Raw genomic sequence first — 17,792 nt, forward strand, 5'->3', positions numbered from 1 at the left:
CTGGCTAGGAATTCCGATGCTGTGCTGCACGAATTCCTGAAGCTTTGCGGGCGAGACCTTTACGAGATATCTCTCGAACTCAATGCGGCAGAAACGTCTTTGGCTCGTGCAGCAGCAATCCTTCAGGCATTGCGGCCTCCGGTCCGTTAACTGTCAATTAGCCTTGGGGCTCATTTCGCAGTTTAACGCGCAAGACCTGCTCCCTATTTGTCTGGAGCAGGAACGAGGGATCATGAGCAAAGAAATTACCATCGCCATCGGCGACATCCATGGAATTGCCTGGGTTTTGGAAGTGCTCCTTCAGAACCTGGAATCTCGTTACGCCGCAGACAAGCCCCGCTTCATCTTCCTTGGGGATGTCATTGACCGGGGTGAGCATAGCCTTCCGGCAATGAACATGGTCTGCTCGACAATTGAAAACTACCCGGGCTCTGTCCTGGTACTCGGCAATCACGACGAATACCTGCTGCGCCTTCTTAAGGGTGAACTGTCCGACGATGATCAGCGCATCTGGATGATGTTGGGTGGGGTCGAGACGCTTCAGTCTTACGCGGTAGATGACTTCAAAACCGATGACGAAATTCGTGTCTTCCTGGAGCGAGTCCGGCCCGAGCATGTCGCCCTTCTCAAGAGCGCTGTCTCGATGGTTCTGTCGCCGCGCCATTGCTTTGTGCATGCAGGCATCGATCCGACGAGGCCCCTCAATGATCAGTCCGAGAAGGACCTCAGGTACATCAGGAAGGGTTTCCTCGATCACACCGAGATGATGGAACGGGTCATCGTTCACGGTCATTCAATCACGCCCTCGGAAAGACCAGAGGTCTTCAACAATCGCATCGCGATTGACACCGGCTCGTACCGGACAGGTCGGATTTCCGCAGCAATCTTTGAGAACGATATTCTGACCGGATTTGTCAGCGCCGAGGTCGTTGATGGGACCTCCATCGTCACTACGTACGACGCTCACGCAGAGCCACTTGCAGCCTGAACTCTCCGATCATTGCCTCTCTTGACAATCCGGAATCTGTTCTCTATTCGTTCTCACCATGAGAACTCTGCTACGCCATAACCGAATAAGCCGCTGATCCCGCCGTCCTTCGGGACCGTGATCAACCGTGTCAGTTCGAGTATGCACATGAGAGTTCCTCCTGCTTCAGCCAGTGTGACGACCAGCGCGTCCATCCTGGATAACTCCCCGCCCCTTTTCGTTCGTTGTGTCGGACCAGTTGTTTTGCGCAGCCAGTTGGCGCGGGATATCGCGTGCTTACTGGACGTGGACACCGCAGTGTCGGCCTGGAGCTGCCGGTCTGTCACCCTTCGGCGGGGCTGTGACACCCACAAGCCCGATCTGGTGGTCGAGCGGGAAACCGACATCCTTGTCATTGACGTCATCGCCCGAACCCATCCGCCAGCCTGGGTATCTGAAGTTGCGAGTGGCGAAGGCTACGTGTACTCGGCCATGTCACGCGGGGATGTGGACCCGATCCGCCTTCGGAATGCTCGCGACCTTCTCCGGTATTCGGGCACCACCGTCAGCTTGGAAGACCGTATCCGTCTGCTGGCAGGTCTCGACGAGCACGGAAGCCTGACAGTAGCAGAATGCATCAATGCTTTTAGGGAAACACGACCGATAGCTGGCCTCGCCAGCCTGATCCTGGAGCGGTTCGTCGAGGTCGATCTCGACACGCTCATTGGACCGGAAACACGGGTCCGCCGTCACGGCTGAGACCTCCTATCGCTCGATGAATTCCCTGAAGGTCTGAAATGAAAAAGATCAGCAAATATCAGAAGCAGATTCGCCGCTCCGTTCGGGAGTACGCACTGAATTGCATGCTCCAGAGAGCCGTCAAGCAATCACCAACCTTTTCTCGTGGTGGCCCAGGCATCATTGCGCTTGTAGCGGCCGACGGTGTCGACACCGACAGTTACTCAAACTCTGTCATGGATGTGCTCTATCAAACGCACTTCTACAATCAGCAGGAAATGGCTGTCGTCGTCATCGAGCAAGGTGAAAAGCCTAAGCGTATTGTCGAAGCTTTCGCATTCAAATGTGGCTCAGCGGCCCGGGCGATTGTGCTCACGCCATCCACGGACGCTCTGCCACCCACGGTCATGCTTGCAGTCGATAAAGTCATCCACATTGGCTCCGTTGATGGCAGAGCGTTGCAAGCTGCGTGTGCGGTCGTGTTGAACATGAAGATCAGCCTGCAGGATGCAGAAGCGCTGTGCCGTTTTCCGATGGACCAGGTCTATGCCGTTCTGCGGCGCGGACGGAAAGTCTCTGATATCCTGGAGCGGCTCTCGAAAATCCCGGTCCAAGACGAGGAGCCGACCAAAAAGCAACCAAAGGAAACGCCCGCGTTGGAGGCGATGCATGGCTATGGAGAAGCTAAAGCCTGGGGCATGGAGTTGGCCAGAGACCTTGCTGACTGGAAGACCGGCGTGATCTCTTGGGATGACGTGGATCGCGGGGTTCTTCTCTCTGGTCCACCCGGCGTCGGCAAGACAGTTTTCGCCCAGGCACTCGCCAATCAATGTGATGTGCCGCTCATTGCATCAAGCTTGGGTCAGTGGCAGTCGACGGGACACCTCGGCGACCTCCTGAAAGCGATGCGGGGAGATTTTCGGCGCGCCCGGGAACAGGCCCCCTGCATCATGTTCGTGGACGAAATCGATTCCCTGGGAGATAGGAAGCAGTTTCGGCACGATCACTCCGACTACAGCATCCAGGTCGTGAATGCCTTCCTGGAATGCCTCGATGGCGTCGGTGGGCGTGAAGGGATCGTGGTTGTGGGTGCTACCAACGATCCGGACAGGATCGATCCGGCCATCTTGAGGGCCGGGCGGCTTGACCGGCATATCAGGATTAGCCTGCCAACCGCCGATGAACGTCTTGCCATCCTTGCTCATTACATCGGTCAACAGAAGGAGCCGATGAACCTGAAGCCGTTGGCATCCGTCACGAGCGGCATGACCGGCGCTGACCTTGCCAAAGCAGTTAGAGACGCCCGCAGACTGGCGCGGCGAGAACGCCGGGATTTGCAGATGTCCGACTTGAAATCCTCATTGCCAAAGGTGATCCCCATCGTTGGAGAGCAGCGCCGGGCAATCGCGATCCACGAGGCGGGGCACACCGTGGTCGGCCTGCGGTTGAAGGTCGGCACCTATCTTGGCACCAAGATCGAAGACCACCTCGTTGCAACTAACGGAGCCCAGCAGGCGGGAGCCGCGTATTTCGAAGTACCCAGCACAGGTCGTCGGGATCGACAATTCTATCTCGACCAGCTCGCCGTTGTGATGGCTGGACTGGCGGCGGAGGAACTGGTTCTCGGCAACCGGGGCGATGGCGCGGGTCTCGGTGACAGTTCCGACCTTGCTTTGGCCACTCGCATTGCGACATCAATGGAAGGCGTGCTTGGCATGGGTGACAGTTTTACGCGCAGCGCAGCGTCCGAAGATGCCGAATTGGAACGGCTGAGGAGAGCGAACCCGGACCTGAACCGGCGCGTGGAAGAGACGCTTCACCAGCAGTTTCAGCGGGCCAAGGGCATCGTCAAAGAGGAGCTGGTCTTCCTCAACGATCTGGTCAATGTTTTAGTGGAGCGCGGATTTGTTCCGCCAGCGATGGCGGACGCGATGAAAGCAGAAGAGAGGCCTAACGCTCAAGGGGAGCGGGCCGCGCGATGACCACAGAGCCAATCAGGGATAGATTTTTCACGTACGGCAATTCCTTGGATTGCATAGGAAATATTCCCATGCGAGCATATTGAAAGTAGTTTGTAGCGCTTCAGAGCACCACCGGTCATGTCGCCGGATATCTTCGCCTGAAGCCCCGTGCATATGGAATGTCGCATGACTAATGAGCAGATCAAAAACCTGGAACGAGAGCTTTGGGACGCAGCTGACAACCTGAGATCAAATTCGAAGCTGACAGCTGCAGAATACAAAGACCCCGTTCTCGGACTGATACTGCTGAGATACGCGCAAAATCGGTACGAAGACGCCAAAATCGCAATTTCGGCGGCTATTCCAGAAGGTCCCCGTGGTAAGCGACCTGCAACTAAGGAAGACTTCCTCGCAGCGGGCGCAATCATGCTCGAAGAGCAGTCAAAGTACGAGTATCTGGCGTCGCTGCCGGAGGGCGTCGATATCTGCGAGGCAGTGAACGAGGCAATGCGCCTTATCGAGGAAAGCTACGAAGAACTGGCGGGAATTCTGCCAAAAAACTATCAGCAGCTTGATCCTGATCTCCTTCGAGACCTCATCCGCGTTTTCAACAAGGACTCGGTGAAAAACGTCAGTGGTGACGTCTTCGGCCGCATCTACGAATACTTCTTGATGAAATTCTCCATGAGCGGAGCTGGTGCTCAGGAAGGCGGCGAGTTTTTCACGCCGCCTTCGTTGGTCCAACTGATCGTTAACATTATCGAACCCGACCACGGCATCGTTTACGATCCAGCCTGCGGTTCCGGCGGCATGTTTGTGCAAACTGGCCATTTCGTCCAGGACCATGCCAACCTTGGCGTAAACGAAGCAATCAAGGTCTACGGCACCGAGCTGAAGTCGAACAACGCGAAGCTGGCGAAAATGAACCTTGCGATCCACGGCATCGAAGGGAAAATCATCGAGAGCAACAGCTTCTATTCTGACCCACACGATCTCGTCGGCAAATGCGATTTCGTGATGGCGAACCCACCTTTCAATGTGAACAAGGTCGACAAAAACAAGGAGTTCGTGAAAACGGATAAGCGTCTTTTCAAAGACATTGGCTTGCCGAAAGCCGATAATGGCAATTATCTCTGGGTCCAGTATTTCTATCATTACCTGAACGAAACCGGTCGTGCAGGTTTCGTCATGCCTTCATCAGCAACGGATACCGGCGCGAGTGAGAAGCTAATTAGGCAGAAGTTGTTAGAAACCGGAGCTGTGGACTGCATTATCGCGGTCGGCAACAACTTCTTCTATACGCGCTCACTGCCCTGTCATTTGTGGTTCTTGGACCGAGGTAAGAAGGCTGAGAACCGGGACAAGATTTTGATGATCGACGCGCGAAACACGTTTCGTCAGGTGAATCAAACCCTAAGAGATTTCTCAAATGAGCAGATAGAAGGTATTGCTGCGATTGCGAAATCGTATCGAAGAGAAGATGTGGCACATGTTTTTAATGAAAACACCTGGTTGAAGGCACATTTTCCTCACGGAACTTACGAGGATACTGAGGGCCTGTGTAAAATCGTGGACCTGGAAGAAGTCAAGGCTAATGACTGGAGTCTGACGCCTGGGCGTTACGTAGGTCACTCGGCGGGCCCCGAAACCGATTTCGATTACGAAACAAGACTGCAGGAAATTCATTCCGAGCTAAGAACCCTAAATTCTGATGCTTCTGCGCTCTTCAACAAGATTATGGGAGAGTGACTGACATGGAAAATTTTCCAGTTGTTCGGCTCGGCGAGTTAGTAGATTTCAGGAACGGATTGAACTTCCCCGCTGAAAGATACGGTGCGGGTATCAAGCTTATCAGTGTTGCAGATTTCAAAGATCGATTTTTTCCAAATTATGAGGAGCTTTCGGAAGTTGTACCGGACGGATTAATCCGTTCTGATAACCTATTGGAAAACGGTGACATCCTTTTTGTCAGGTCGAATGGAAACAAGTCACTCGTTGGAAGGTCTCTATATATAGACGATTTAAGTGAGCCGGTAGCATACTCGGGCTTCTGTATACGCGCGCGACCGCAGATGAGCGATGTTATTCCGCTGTATCTAGCATATTTCTGTAAGAGCAGAGCATTTAGAGAGGCGATATCTAACGCTGCTAACGGTTCCACAATTCAAAACCTCAGTCAGCCAATCCTAGCTAATTGCCTCGTTCCGGTACCATCGTTGGACATCCAGAAATACATCGCAGATCGTCTCTCGAACTACGACCGACTAATCGCAAATAACAACAGACGTATACGGCTGTTCGAAGAGCTGGCTGAAATGAAATATGACGAGTGGTTTGTCAGGATGCCCCATCGAGGACGCAAATCACCAATCACAGGCGATCACGGTGCTGTTCCGCGCGGATGGGCGCTGCGTCCATTGTCGTCGATTGCGCAATACCTCAACGGATACGCATTTAAACCTGCGGACCTCGGCACAGAGGGAATGCCAGTGATTAAAATTAAAGAGATCAAGAATGGCATCGCAAAAGATACACCAAGGAACGACGGGACAAATATTCCTGGTAAATATGTTACCAACCCGGGAGATATAATTTTCTCCTGGTCGGCGTCGCTGGAGGTGGTTGTTTGGTCTGGAGAAACCGGAATAGTTAATCAGCACCTCTTTAAGGTGGTGCCTAATAATCATATTTCGAGAGCGTTCGTATACTTATCAATCAAGAAATCATTGAGTATATTTGACGGGCTTACCACCGGCGCAACTATGAAACATATCAAGAGAAAAGAGCTTGATTTTGTTGAGGTCTTAGTTCCGGACTCTGAAACCATGGCCGATTTCTCCACCCAAGTGGAGCCTATGATTGAAAGCGTCCTAAATTTGCATCACCAGAATCGGCTTCTTAGGGAAGCGCGCGACATACTACTTCCGAGACTGCTTAGCGGCGATCTGGCCGCGCATGTTAGTGCCGCCGATAACAATCTGGAAATCGCCGCATGAAAAAAATGAGGGAGGGGGATGTCGAGCAAGCCGCAGAGGACTGCCTCAAAAGCCTCGGTTGGCGTGTAGCCTACGCTTGGACAAACGAAACGTTTGGCCCCGAGGGCACATTCGGCCGCGCCAACAAGCTCGACACCATCCTTCCCCTTCATTTGCGGCGCGCCTTGAACGAGTTGAATCCTGGCCTGCCGGAGGCTGCATACACGGATGCAATTTCGAAGATTTCAGAGAAGGCAGCTGACAAAGCCCTTGGGCAAATTAACAAGGAAAAACATTACCTTCTGACGACTGGCGTTCCTGTAACCTATCGGAACGCTAAAGGTGAAATCGAAAACAAACGTCTTCGGGTTTTCGATTTTGATAATCCGTGTGCGAACGAATTCCTTGCAGTCCGGCAATTGGAAGTCGCGAGTGAGCTTTATCCACGACGACCGGATATCGTCGGCTTCGTGAACGGCATTCCCCTTGTCGTTTTCGAGCTGAAAGAACAGGGTGTCGACCTGCCGTCGGCTTACGTAGACAACATCCAAGACTACAAGGATGCGATCCCGAACCTCTTTCACTGCAATGCGTTCATTGTCCTGAGCAACGGGATTTCAGCCAAAGTCGGCACTGTTACCAGCCCATACAAGTTCTTCCTCGATTGGAAACGCATTGAGGAAGAGGAAGAAGGCGTTGTCAGTCTTGACACGCTGCTTCGAGGGACCTGCGAGCCGTCCCGGCTGCTCGACATCTTCGAGAATTTTCTGCTGTTTGACGGCGATGGCAGCGACGTTGTCAAGATAATGGCGAAGAACCACCAGTTCATCGGCGTGAACAAGGTGGTTGCTCAAACCAGTAGCCTCGCAGACCTAAAAGGAAAGCTCGGCGTATTTTGGCATACACAGGGGTCGGGTAAATCCTACTCCATCGTATTCCTTTGTCAAAAACTGCATAGGAAGCTTGGCGGCTCGCTGACGTTCTTGATTGTTGTCGACCGCACAGAATTAGAGAACCAACTTTACGACACCTTCACTGGCTGCGGAGCGGTAACGGAAGAGAACGTCCGAGCTGAAAGCCGGGAGGACCTTCGAAGGCTTCTGGCTGAAAACCACCGCTACGTCTTCACCCTGATACACAAGTTCTCGATAGACCCGAAGGTCGAAACGACCTACCCGCTGCTTACGGACCAAAAGAACATAGTCGTCATTTCCGACGAGGCGCACCGCACCCAAGGCGGCAAGTTTGCTCAGAACATGCGGTTCTACGGACTACCAAATGCATCCTATCTGGGGTTCACGGGAACCCCTCTGATTGAAGAAGAGCTGGAGATCACCCGGAATATCTTCGGCGAATACGTTTCTGTCTATGACTTCAAGCGGGCGATAGAGGATGGGGCAACGCTTCCTTTGCGCTACCTGAATCGCGGGGAAAAGCTTGCTATCGATAACCCCGACCTCGATGAGCAAATGGCCGAAATCATCGAGAGCGAAAATCTTGATGACCGCCAGAGGGCCAAGCTCGAACGCGAGTTTTCGCGGGAATACCCGATCCTGACATCTGAAGCGCGATTGGATGCCATAGCCAAAGACCTGGTCTGGCATTTCAATGAACGGGGATATCAGGGCAAGGCTATGTTCGTGGCGTTGGATAAGCCAACCGCTGTCCGGATGTTTGATCTCGTCATGAAGCACTGGCCTGACTATGTGGCCGAGCTACGTCGACGAATTGCCGCGTGCGTTGACCAACAAGAAGAAGTCCAACTGCGCCAACACCTGTCCAGAGTGGAAAACACAGAGGTCTGTGTTGTCGTCAGCAGTGAGCAAAACGAAGTCAAAAAGTTTCGAGAACTAGGGCTTGATATCGAACCTCACCGCCGGAAAATGGTGGAGAGGGACCTTGAGAACGAGTTTAAGGACGCCGAGAACCCCTTCCGGCTCGCCATCGTGTGCGCAATGTGGATCACTGGTTTTGACGCACCATGCGTATCCACGGTTTATCTAGATAAGCCGATCAAGGGGCACACCCTTATGCAGACGATTGCTCGTGCAAACCGGGTGTATGACGACGAAAAAGAGAACGGACTTATCGTCGATTACGGCAACGTCTACCGGCAGCTCGAAAAAGCCTATTCGGTTTACGGTGAGGGCGAAGGCAAAGATAAGCCAGACGGGTCAGTGCCAAGTGACGGCCCCGGCAGCCCCACTCAGCGTCTGGAAGGTCTTGCTTCCGAGTTACAAGCGGCTATCGAGCAGGTCAGAATGGGCCTCCTTCAACTCGCCTTTCGATTGGATGATTTGGTCGAAGCTCAAGAACCAATGACACGTCTTAGCTTGGTGGATAGAGCAATCAACGCCGTCTGCCTGAACCAGAAAACCAGGACCGAATTCGAATTTCATGCGCGTGATGTTTTTCGGAAATACAAAGCGCTCTATCCGGAGGAAATCGCCAAGCAGTTCAGCGCGTCGCATAACGCGATTGATGCAATTTATCGCGCCATAAACCAGAAGCTTCATGTCACGGACATCACTGCAGTGGTCCGGCGTCTTCAGCAAGAGGTGAACATGAGTGTCGTCTTGGACGGCACTCCCGTGGGCGACGACAGCTACGTGGACTTGAGCAAACTGAATTTCGACAAGCTCCGCGCAGCCTTTCAAAAATCCAGCAACCAGAACTCAGTGGTCTTCGATCTTATGCAGGCAATTGAAGACAAGCTAGAAGGAATGGTACAGCGCAACCCAACGCGTTCCGATTTTTATGCGCGCTACCAGGAGATCATCGAAGAGTATAACAACGGCAAGGACCTACTGGCAGTTCAGAAGGCCTTTGACGATCTTCAGGACTTCATGAAGGACTTGTCCGTCGAAGAGTCGCGCGCGATGTCGGAAGGCTTGGATGAAGAGACGCTGGCCATTTTCGATCTCCTGAAGAAGCCCAATCTTTCCAAAACAGAAATGGCGGAGGTCAAGAAGGTCGCGGATGAGACCCTGTCGACGCTAAAGGCAGAGAAGCTGAAGATTGCACGGTGGAGAGAGAGCAGTCAGGTTTCGGCCGCTGTTAAAACCATCATTGCCAACAGCCTACAATGGCTACCTCAGAGCCGTTATGATGACGACGAGGTGAACCTGAAGACTGACGTGGTCTATCAGCACATATTCTCCACCTACACCGGCAATCCGACAACCCCGGTTTATGCTTGAACCTATTGCCCATGAAAAGAGCGTTAGGCCGGGCCGGGAAACGAGCCTTAGTCGCTGAGGCGTAGCCGCAAAGAAATCCGATCACGTTAGTGCTTTGCAAATACGTAAACACCCGACAGGCATCAGCCGTCGTAAAAATCGCCAAACTGTAGCTGAAAAAATAAACCCCCAGCCGGAGCCGGGGGGGTGCTAGCGGCGTACCGCATCGCGTTGATATACTGTATATGAATCATGGCGACGAGGTTGTCAAGGAGTGCGAATGTCGGTTTCACGGTCTGCGTTTTATATCGATGGGTTTAATCTCTATCATGCGATTGCAGACCTGAATGAGCCATTTTTAAAGTGGTGCAATCTGTGGAAACTTGCTGAAATCGTGGTGCCCTCCAAATCTGAGGCCATTGTGAAGGTGACGTTTTGCACCGCTTACTATCCGGGTGATGAGCGAAAAAAGTGGCGACACCAACAATACATCCAGGCTTTAACGAACGTAAATGTTTCGGTCGTTATGGGGCACTATATCCGTGAAGACTGGAAATGCCGCGACTGCGGGTTCGACTGGCAGAAGCCGACAGAAAAAGAAACCGACATTAATCTCGCTCTGAGTTTATACGAAGATGCCGTGAACGATGTTTACGACAAAGCTTACCTCGTGACTGCGGATTCCGACCAAGCAGCGACTGCCAGCTTTTTCAAGAAAGCATTCCCACACAAATCGCTGGTGACGGTGTCTCCTCCTGGCCGTAAATTTTCATCTCACATTGCGAAGATCGCTGATGAACGGCTTGCTTTGAACAAAGATCACCTGGACATGAGTGTCTTCCCAAACATCGTACTCGGTGATCGAGCAGCTAGGCGACCAAATGAATACGAGCCGCCTGCATGGTGGGTCCATCCGGATAACCGGCCAGATGGCAAGGGTAGCGGCAACAGCTGAAGCCGATGGTTCTACTAGGTAGCTATCAGGGGACGAATCCGACGATCTCAGCATTCGGATCACCGCCGGGATTGAACGGCTTGTTCATCGTCGGAATGAGTTTCTCCCTGTAAAATCAGTCGCGGACCATTGGCTTTGGTAGCTGCAGGACTTGCTTCGCCCGGAAATCGACAACGTTGGGATTTGTGTCCCCGAGGGAAGCGGTGGTGGTATCGTGCATTCGGCCCGCCCGCTGGGTCCGAAGTCGATGTTCATAGGTGAATGATCAAGCGATCAACGTTTTACCGAGCTTCAACCGCGATATCGATCCCCGCCCTGGACAAAAGGTCCTTCCAGATATGTTGATTTGTCAAATCCCCGTGGGTTCCGCGTGCATCGTTTTCAACAAATTGGCACCACCCATCAGCCGCCTTGGAAACGATCAACGGACAGTCTACGTCCTTTGGTTCAAATTCACGATCCAGCCTCACCTTTGCCCAGGTGTATGAGACGTTGTCGGCACCGTCGTAAATGACGTCAATCTCACACCAATCCGGAAGTTCGACCATTCCGGGAGGTATCATCGCGAAAAGACCTTGAACTGGCTCATTGATCACGCGCGAACGCGGTTGATAGGGGTCGGCTTCGTCGAGAATATGCAGGTTCATGTGACCAGCCATCTCGGAGCTAGCCGTCCATAAGAAAAGGGTTTTTTGAATTGGGTGAGGCAACCTCGTACTCCACTGAATGAGGTTCGGTTGGTTGCTTAGGGAGCCGTGACCTAGGTGGTCGAAGAGGGCGTCGAATTTCATAGCATTGCCGATCAGATTGTTCATCTCCCCCTCACAATGACGTACTCATCTGCAAGATTCGATGGTGGCTCCTCCCGCAAACGAATCGAGTCTCACCTCATGTGGCGACAGCCTGATTTCGTCTCACCTTAGGTGGCGACGAGTCTCATCGAGTTTGACGGAAATTGCGATTCAGTGAGGAAATTCAATAAAGCTGAGTCTCATCTTCTGAGGCGACCTTCATTTCCCCAGGCTTCAGAATGATTTGCGGAATTCACGTGTGGGATTTAACCGCACACGTATGCGAGCGGTTCTACGTGCCTATGGCGACGTGGTGGTGCGACTACGTTGTTACGCCGTCGATCTGTATGATGTAGATCGTGGCAGGAGACGCACTGGAGAGTCGGGCTCCGGCGCCCGGCCCCAAGAATAGAGCGTCCAGCGGGTGCAAGCGGATGTTTTCTTGGACGACCGACACGTCATTCAGGGTCAGCACGATTCGCAAGTGGGCAGACGGCTGAAGCGTCAGCTGCCGTGTGACCACGCGTTCGACTGCGTGGGTGAATGCGCCCCTGCGGCTCATGACGTTGAGGTCGGTGACCGGCCCCGCCAGCAATGTAGCGCTGGTCTGGCGATCGGCGGGGAATGCATGAGGGGCACATTCCGGCCGAAGCGAATGTGGCGCGTGCCCCTCAACCGAAAGCGTTATCCCCTCGCCTGTCAGCACACTCAGCGTCCGGTCGATGCCATCGAAGACGGAGAAAGGGCCGTCCTCGGCGACGGTTGCCATGCTGATGCGCCAGTCGAAATTGTCGACCGTGGCGCCGGGGGGAGAGACGGCGATTTCCACCGTCTCTCCCTTGCCGTTCTTCCAGGGCATGCGCTTGTGATTGGCCGACCGCAGGACGTGCATCGAGGTCAATTGCCGAGGATGCCGGGAAGGCGGAGCCCCTGCTCTTTGGCGCAATCAAGCGCGATGTCGTAGCCGGCATCGGCATGGCGCATGACACCCGTCGCCGGATCGTTCCACAGCACGCGCTCCAGCCGGCGCTCCGCATCGTCAGTGCCATCGGCGCAGATGACCATGCCGGAATGCTGGGAGAAGCCCATGCCGACACCGCCGCCATGGTGCAGCGACACCCAGGTGGCGCCCGAGGCGGTGTTGAGCAGTGCATTCAGCAGCGGCCAGTCGGAGACGGCGTCGGAGCCGTCCTTCATGGCTTCCGTCTCGCGGTTGGGCGAGGCGACGGAGCCGCTGTCGAGATGATCGCGGCCGATGACGATGGGGGCGGAGAGTTCGCCGCTCCGCACCATTTCATTGAAAGCCAAGGCGAGCTTGTGGCGATCGCCGAGACCGACCCAGCAGATGCGGGCGGGCAGGCCCTGGAAGGCAATGCGCTCGCGGGCCATGTCGAGCCAGTTGTGCAGATGCTTGTTGTCGGGCAGCAACTCCTTCACCTTGGCATCGGTCTTGTAGATATCCTCGGGATTGCCAGACAGGGCTGCCCAGCGGAACGGGCCGATGCCGCGGCAGAAGAGCGGACGGATATAGGCCGGGACGAAGCCCGGGAAGGCAAAGGCGTCTTCCAGGCCCTCGTCCTTTGCGACCTGGCGGATGTTGTTGCCATAGTCGAGCGTCGGCACGCCGGCGTTCCAGAAGGCGACCATGGCCTCGACATGGGCCTTCATCGAGGCGCGGGCGGCCACTTCGACGGAGACCGGATCACTCTCGCGCTTCGCCTTGGCTTCCTCGACAGTCCAGCCGATCGGCAGATAACCGTTGCGCGGATCATGGGCCGAAGTCTGGTCGGTGACGATATCGGGGCGCGGGCCACCGGCCTGCATTCGCTTGACCAGTTCCGGGAAAATCTCGGCGGCATTGCCGACGAGGCCGACGGATTTTGCTTCACCAGCCTTGGTCCAGCGGTCGATCATGGCGAGCGCCTCGTCCAGCGTCTGCGCTTTTTCATCGACGTAGCGAGTGCGCAGGCGGAAGTCGATGCGGGTCTCATCGCATTCGACGGCGAGGCAGCAGGCGCCGGCCATGACGGCGGCGAGCGGCTGGGCGCCACCCATGCCACCGAGGCCGCCGGTCAGGATCCACTTACCCTTGAGATTGCCCTGATAATGCTGACGGCCGGCTTCGACGAAGGTTTCATAGGTGCCCTGCACGATGCCTTGCGTGCCGATATAGATCCAGGAGCCGGCGGTCATCTGGCCGTACATGGCCAGACCCTTCTTATCGAGCTCGTTGAAATGGTCCCAGGTCGCCCAATGCGGCACGAGGTTGGAATTGGCGATGAGGACGCGCGGGGCATCCTTGTGGGTACGGAACACGCCGACGGGCTTGCCGGACTGGACGAGCAGGGTTTCTTCCTCGGTCAGCGTCTTCAGGGTGGCGACGATGCGGTCGAAATCCTCCCAGGTGCGGGCCGCGCGGCCGATGCCGCCATAGACGACGAGCTCGTGCGGGTTCTCAGCAACATCGGGATCGAGATTGTTCATCAGCATGCGCAGCGGCGCTTCGGTCATCCAGCTTTTGGCCGTCAGCTCGTTGCCCCGGGGGGACCTGATGTCACGGATGTTGTGGCGAGAATTGGTCATATCTGATCCCCTTATGATTTGAGGTCGAGCGCGATCGCTTCGATCCGGGTGAGCATGGTCTTGAGGTGGCTGCGCAGGCGCAGTGCCTTATCCGCGTCATAGGCGAAGGGCGGTGCTTCCGTGGCGAGATGAGTGGACTGGGCAAGTTCCATCTGGATGGCATGCACGCCGGTGTCTGGCCGACCGTAATGTCGGGTTGTCCACCCGCCCTTGAACCGGCCGTTCAGCACGCTGGTATAGCCTTCAGCGGCGGTCGCGGCTTCGACTGCCGCCTGCTCGATGCTGATATCACAGGTGCGACCGCCATCGGTGCCGATGTTGAAATCCGGCAGAATGCCCTCGAACAGGAAAGGAATTTTCGAACGAATGGAATGGCAATCATAGAGGATTGCCACGCCGTGGATTGCCTTCACACGGTCGATCTCGGCCTGCAGGGCTGCATGATAGGGGGCGTGAAAAGCCGCACGTCGTTGAGCGATATCGGCGTCGGTGGGCTCGGCGCCTTCCAGCCAGATAGCCAGGCCATCGAAGTCCGTGGTTGGAACCAGCCCGGTCGTGTTCTGGCCGGGATAGAGGCTGACGCCGCCAGGATCGCGATTGGCATCAATGACGTAGCGATGGAAGGTGGCACGTACCGTTGTGGCATCGGCCAGCAGGCCGTCATACAGCCTCTCGATAAACCAGTCGGTATCGGCGATCAGGCGACCGTTTTCGTTGAGGCGCGCCCAGATCTCCGGTGGCACATGCGTGCCGGTGTGCGGCAGGCCGAGGATGACGGGGGACGATCCCTTGACGACGTCGGCGACGGTCATGCTCAGTCCTCCAGGGTCGGCAGGAGGCCTGCGGAGACGGACGTGGCGATCGCGCCAGTGGCGACGAGGGCGGCGGCTTTCTGCAGATCCGGCGCCATGTAGCGATCTTCTTCCAGCGTCGGCACATGGGCGCGGAGAGTGGCTATGGCCTTCTGCAATTCGGCGCTGGTCTTGGTCGGGCCGCGCAGCTCGATGCCCTGGGCTGCCGTCAGCGCCTCGATGCCGAGGATGGCGAAGAGGTTTTCGGTCATCGGCAGCAGGCGACGTGCGCCGTGGCAGGCCATGGAGACATGGTCCTCCTGGTTGGCCGAGGTCGGGGTGGAATCGACAGAGGCCGGGTGCGACATCTGCTTGTTTTCGCTCATCAGGGCCGCAGAGGTCACCTCGGCGATCATCAGGCCGGAATTGAGGCCCGGCTTTTTCGAGAGGAAGGCCGGCAGGCCGTAGGACAGTGCGGGATCGACCAGGAGCGCAATGCGGCGCTGGGCGATCGCTCCGATCTCACAGATGGCCAGCGCCGTCTGGTCGGCGGCAAAGGCCACGGGTTCGGCGTGGAAGTTGCCGCCTGAAACCACCGAGTTATCGGAAAGGACAAGCGGATTGTCAGTGACGGCATTGGCTTCGATGCGCAGGGTATTGGCCACCTGGCGCAGGAGATCGAGGCAGGCGCCGTCGACCTGCGGCTGGCAGCGGATGCAATAGGGATCCTGAACGCGTTCATCACCTTCGACATGGCTTTCGCGGATGGCCGAGCCTTCCAGAAGCTCGCGGAGCGCCTTGCCCGCATCGATCTGGCCGCGATGGCCGCGCAATGTGTGAATGTCGGGATGGAAGGGGGCGGACGAGCCCATGGCGGCATCGGTGGAGAGCGCGCCGGTGACGAGCGCCGTCTGCAGGGCGCGGTGGGCGCGGAAGAGGCCGGCGAGTGCCAGGGCCGTCGAGGCCTGGGTGCCGTTGATCAAGGCGAGCCCTTCCTTGGCCGCCAGCACGACCGGTTGCAGACCGGCTTTTGCCAGAGCGTCGCGGCCGGACAGGGCTTCACCGGCAAAGATGGCCTCGCCCTCGCCCATCATGACAGCGGCCATATGGGCGAGCGGTGCCAGATCACCCGAGGCGCCAACGGACCCTTTTTCCGGAATGACCGGGATGACGCCCTTGTCCAGCATGGCTTCGATCAGCCGCACAAGTTCCAGCCGCACGCCCGACGCGCCGCGGCCGAGCGAGATCAGCTTCAGCGCCATGATCAGCCGCACGACATTTTCCGGCAGCGGGCTGCCGACGCCGCAGCAATGGGAGAGGATCAGATTGCGCTGCAGGGTGGCGAGGTCGGCAGAGTCGATCTTGATCGAGGCGAGCTTTCCGAATCCGGTATTGATGCCGTAGACCGGGGCATTGCCGGACGCGATCTCGGCGATGCGGTCGGCGGCACGGATGATCCCGGCGTCAAAGGACGGGTCGAGCCGGGCCGAGCCGTTTTCCCAATAGATCGTACCGAGATCGGTGAGCGTGACGTTGCCCGGGTGAAGGATGATGGTCATGCGGACACCTTTTTGCCTTTGAATATTCTGCTAAGAAGCGGGTTGAAGCCGATCCGGTAGACCAGTTCGGCGGGGCGCTGGATGTCCCAGATCGCGAAATCGGCCGACTTGCCGGCTTCGAGCGTGCCGACCTCATCCTGCAAGCCCAGCGCACGGGCGGCCTCGCGCGTCGCGCCAGCCAGGCATTCTTCGACCGTCAGCCGGAACAGGGTCGCCGACATGTTCATCGTCAGCAGCAGGGAAGTAAGCGGCGACGTGCCGGGATTGCAGTCGGTGGCGATGGCGATCGGGACACCTGCATCCCGAAGAAGCTGGACCGGCGGCTTGCGCGTTTCGTTGATCGCGTAGAAGGCGCCGGGCAGGAGGACGGCGACGGTTCCGGCCTTGGCCATGGCCGCAGCACCGTCGGCATCCAGATATTCGAGGTGATCGGCCGAGAGGGCGCCGCAAGAGGCGGCGAATTTGGCGCCACCGAGATTGGAGAGCTGTTCGGCATGCAACTTGACCGGCAGGCCGAGTTCCGCAGCCTTTTCAAAGGCCCGTGCGATTTCCTCGACGGAGAAGGCGATGCCTTCGCAGAAGCCGTCGACCGCATCGACGAGGCCTTCGGCGTGGGCCTGTTCCATGCCAGGCAGGACGACCTCAGAGATATAGGCGTCGTTCCGGCCGCGATATTCGACCGGGGTCGCATGGGCCGCAAGGTAAGAGGTGACGACGCGCACCGGACGCAGGGTTTCGAGCCTGCGGGCGGCGCGCAGCATGTTGAGTTCGCCCTCGATCGACAGGCCATAGCCCGACTTGATCTCGACTGTCGAAACGCCTTCCGCCAGCAGGGTATCGAGACGCGGAAGTGCTGCATCCGCCAGTTGCTCGACGGTCAGGGCGTTGGTCGCCTTGACCGAAGACACGATGCCGCCGCCGGCGCGCGCGATCTCCTCATAGGTCGCACCGTTCAGCCGCATTTCGAATTCCATGGCGCGGTCGCCGCCGAAGACCAGATGGGTGTGGCAGTCGACCAGACCAGGGGTGACGATCCGACCGCCGCAGTCCGTCACCTCGACGGCTTCTTCCAGGGACACCGGGAGGTCCGCCTCGGCTCCCACAAACAGGATCCGGCCATCGCGCACAGCGATGACGCCGTCTTCGAGAAGGGTGAGGTTCGTTCCCGGCGCCAGCGTCAGCAGACGCGCATTGCGCCAGATGCTGATCGCGCCTTGTGCTTCAGTCTCGTGATTGCGCTTTTCGTTCCCGGTCATGGCAATTCCGCCTTTCCTTTGATCGAAATATGTATAT

General features: G+C 56.5%; 13 protein-coding genes. 7 read left to right on the forward strand and 6 right to left on the reverse strand.

Annotation, left to right across the window (positions count from 1 at the left end; all coding sequences use genetic code 11):
* Positions 1-232 precede the first annotated feature (232 nt).
* The 7 genes from DFO46_RS15280 to DFO46_RS15310 all read left to right on the forward strand — a co-directional run bounded on the left by DFO46_RS15280 (position 233) and on the right by DFO46_RS15310 (position 10,775).
* Positions 233-988, forward strand: coding sequence for a metallophosphoesterase (locus tag DFO46_RS15280; protein WP_183041909.1), 756 nt, complete (start codon positions 233-235; stop codon positions 986-988).
* A 297-nt stretch (positions 989-1,285) separates the two neighbouring features.
* Positions 1,286-1,726, forward strand: coding sequence for a hypothetical protein (locus tag DFO46_RS15285; protein ID WP_245422577.1), 441 nt, complete (start codon positions 1,286-1,288; stop codon positions 1,724-1,726).
* A gap of 38 nt (positions 1,727-1,764) precedes the next feature.
* The gene (locus DFO46_RS15290; RefSeq protein WP_120277863.1) at positions 1,765-3,687 is read left to right on the forward strand and encodes an AAA family ATPase; all 1,923 of its coding nucleotides are present in this window, start codon (positions 1,765-1,767) and stop codon (positions 3,685-3,687) included.
* A 165-nt stretch (positions 3,688-3,852) separates the two neighbouring features.
* Positions 3,853-5,415, forward strand: coding sequence for a class I SAM-dependent DNA methyltransferase (locus DFO46_RS15295; RefSeq protein WP_120277864.1), 1,563 nt, complete (start codon positions 3,853-3,855; stop codon positions 5,413-5,415).
* A 5-nt stretch (positions 5,416-5,420) separates the two neighbouring features.
* Positions 5,421-6,662, forward strand: a complete 1,242-nt coding sequence (locus tag DFO46_RS15300) for a restriction endonuclease subunit S (protein ID WP_120277865.1) — start codon at positions 5,421-5,423, stop codon at positions 6,660-6,662.
* Positions 6,659-9,841 carry a type I restriction endonuclease subunit R gene (locus DFO46_RS15305; RefSeq protein ID WP_120277866.1) on the forward strand — a complete coding sequence of 1,061 codons (3,183 nt, stop codon included), beginning with the start codon at positions 6,659-6,661 and terminating at the stop codon, positions 9,839-9,841. Before DFO46_RS15300 ends, DFO46_RS15305 begins: the two co-directional genes overlap by 4 nt.
* Before the next feature lie 259 nt (positions 9,842-10,100).
* Positions 10,101-10,775 carry an NYN domain-containing protein gene (locus DFO46_RS15310; protein WP_120277867.1) on the forward strand — a complete coding sequence of 225 codons (675 nt, stop codon included), beginning with the start codon at positions 10,101-10,103 and terminating at the stop codon, positions 10,773-10,775.
* A 281-nt stretch (positions 10,776-11,056) separates the two neighbouring features.
* Here the strand turns inward: DFO46_RS15310 and DFO46_RS15315 are convergent, their stop codons facing one another.
* The 6 genes from DFO46_RS15315 to hutI all read right to left on the reverse strand — a co-directional run bounded on the left by DFO46_RS15315 (position 11,057) and on the right by hutI (position 17,755).
* Positions 11,057-11,590 carry a hypothetical protein gene (locus DFO46_RS15315; protein WP_120277868.1) on the reverse strand — a complete coding sequence of 178 codons (534 nt, stop codon included), beginning with the start codon at positions 11,588-11,590 and terminating at the stop codon, positions 11,057-11,059.
* A gap of 298 nt (positions 11,591-11,888) precedes the next feature.
* Entirely contained in the window at positions 11,889-12,458 is a 570-nt protein-coding gene (locus DFO46_RS15320) for a HutD family protein (protein ID WP_120277869.1), read from the reverse strand.
* A 5-nt stretch (positions 12,459-12,463) separates the two neighbouring features.
* Positions 12,464-14,149 carry a urocanate hydratase gene (gene hutU, locus DFO46_RS15325; protein ID WP_120277870.1) on the reverse strand — a complete coding sequence of 562 codons (1,686 nt, stop codon included), beginning with the start codon at positions 14,147-14,149 and terminating at the stop codon, positions 12,464-12,466.
* Positions 14,150-14,160: 11 nt separating this feature from the next.
* On the reverse strand, positions 14,161-14,961 hold the full coding sequence (hutG, locus tag DFO46_RS15330) for an N-formylglutamate deformylase (RefSeq protein ID WP_120277871.1): 801 nt from the start codon (positions 14,959-14,961) through the stop codon (positions 14,161-14,163).
* 2 nt (positions 14,962-14,963) lie between these two features.
* Complete coding sequence (hutH, locus tag DFO46_RS15335; RefSeq protein ID WP_120277872.1) at positions 14,964-16,499, reverse strand: histidine ammonia-lyase; 1,536 nt, start codon at positions 16,497-16,499, stop codon at positions 14,964-14,966.
* Complete coding sequence (hutI, locus tag DFO46_RS15340) at positions 16,496-17,755, reverse strand: imidazolonepropionase (protein WP_120278278.1); 1,260 nt, start codon at positions 17,753-17,755, stop codon at positions 16,496-16,498. Before hutI ends, hutH begins: the two co-directional genes overlap by 4 nt.
* Positions 17,756-17,792 lie beyond the last annotated feature (37 nt).

The sequence above is a fragment of the Rhizobium sp. AG855 genome, from assembly GCF_003610655.1.
GTDB lineage: Bacteria > Pseudomonadota > Alphaproteobacteria > Rhizobiales > Rhizobiaceae > Allorhizobium > Allorhizobium wuzhouense.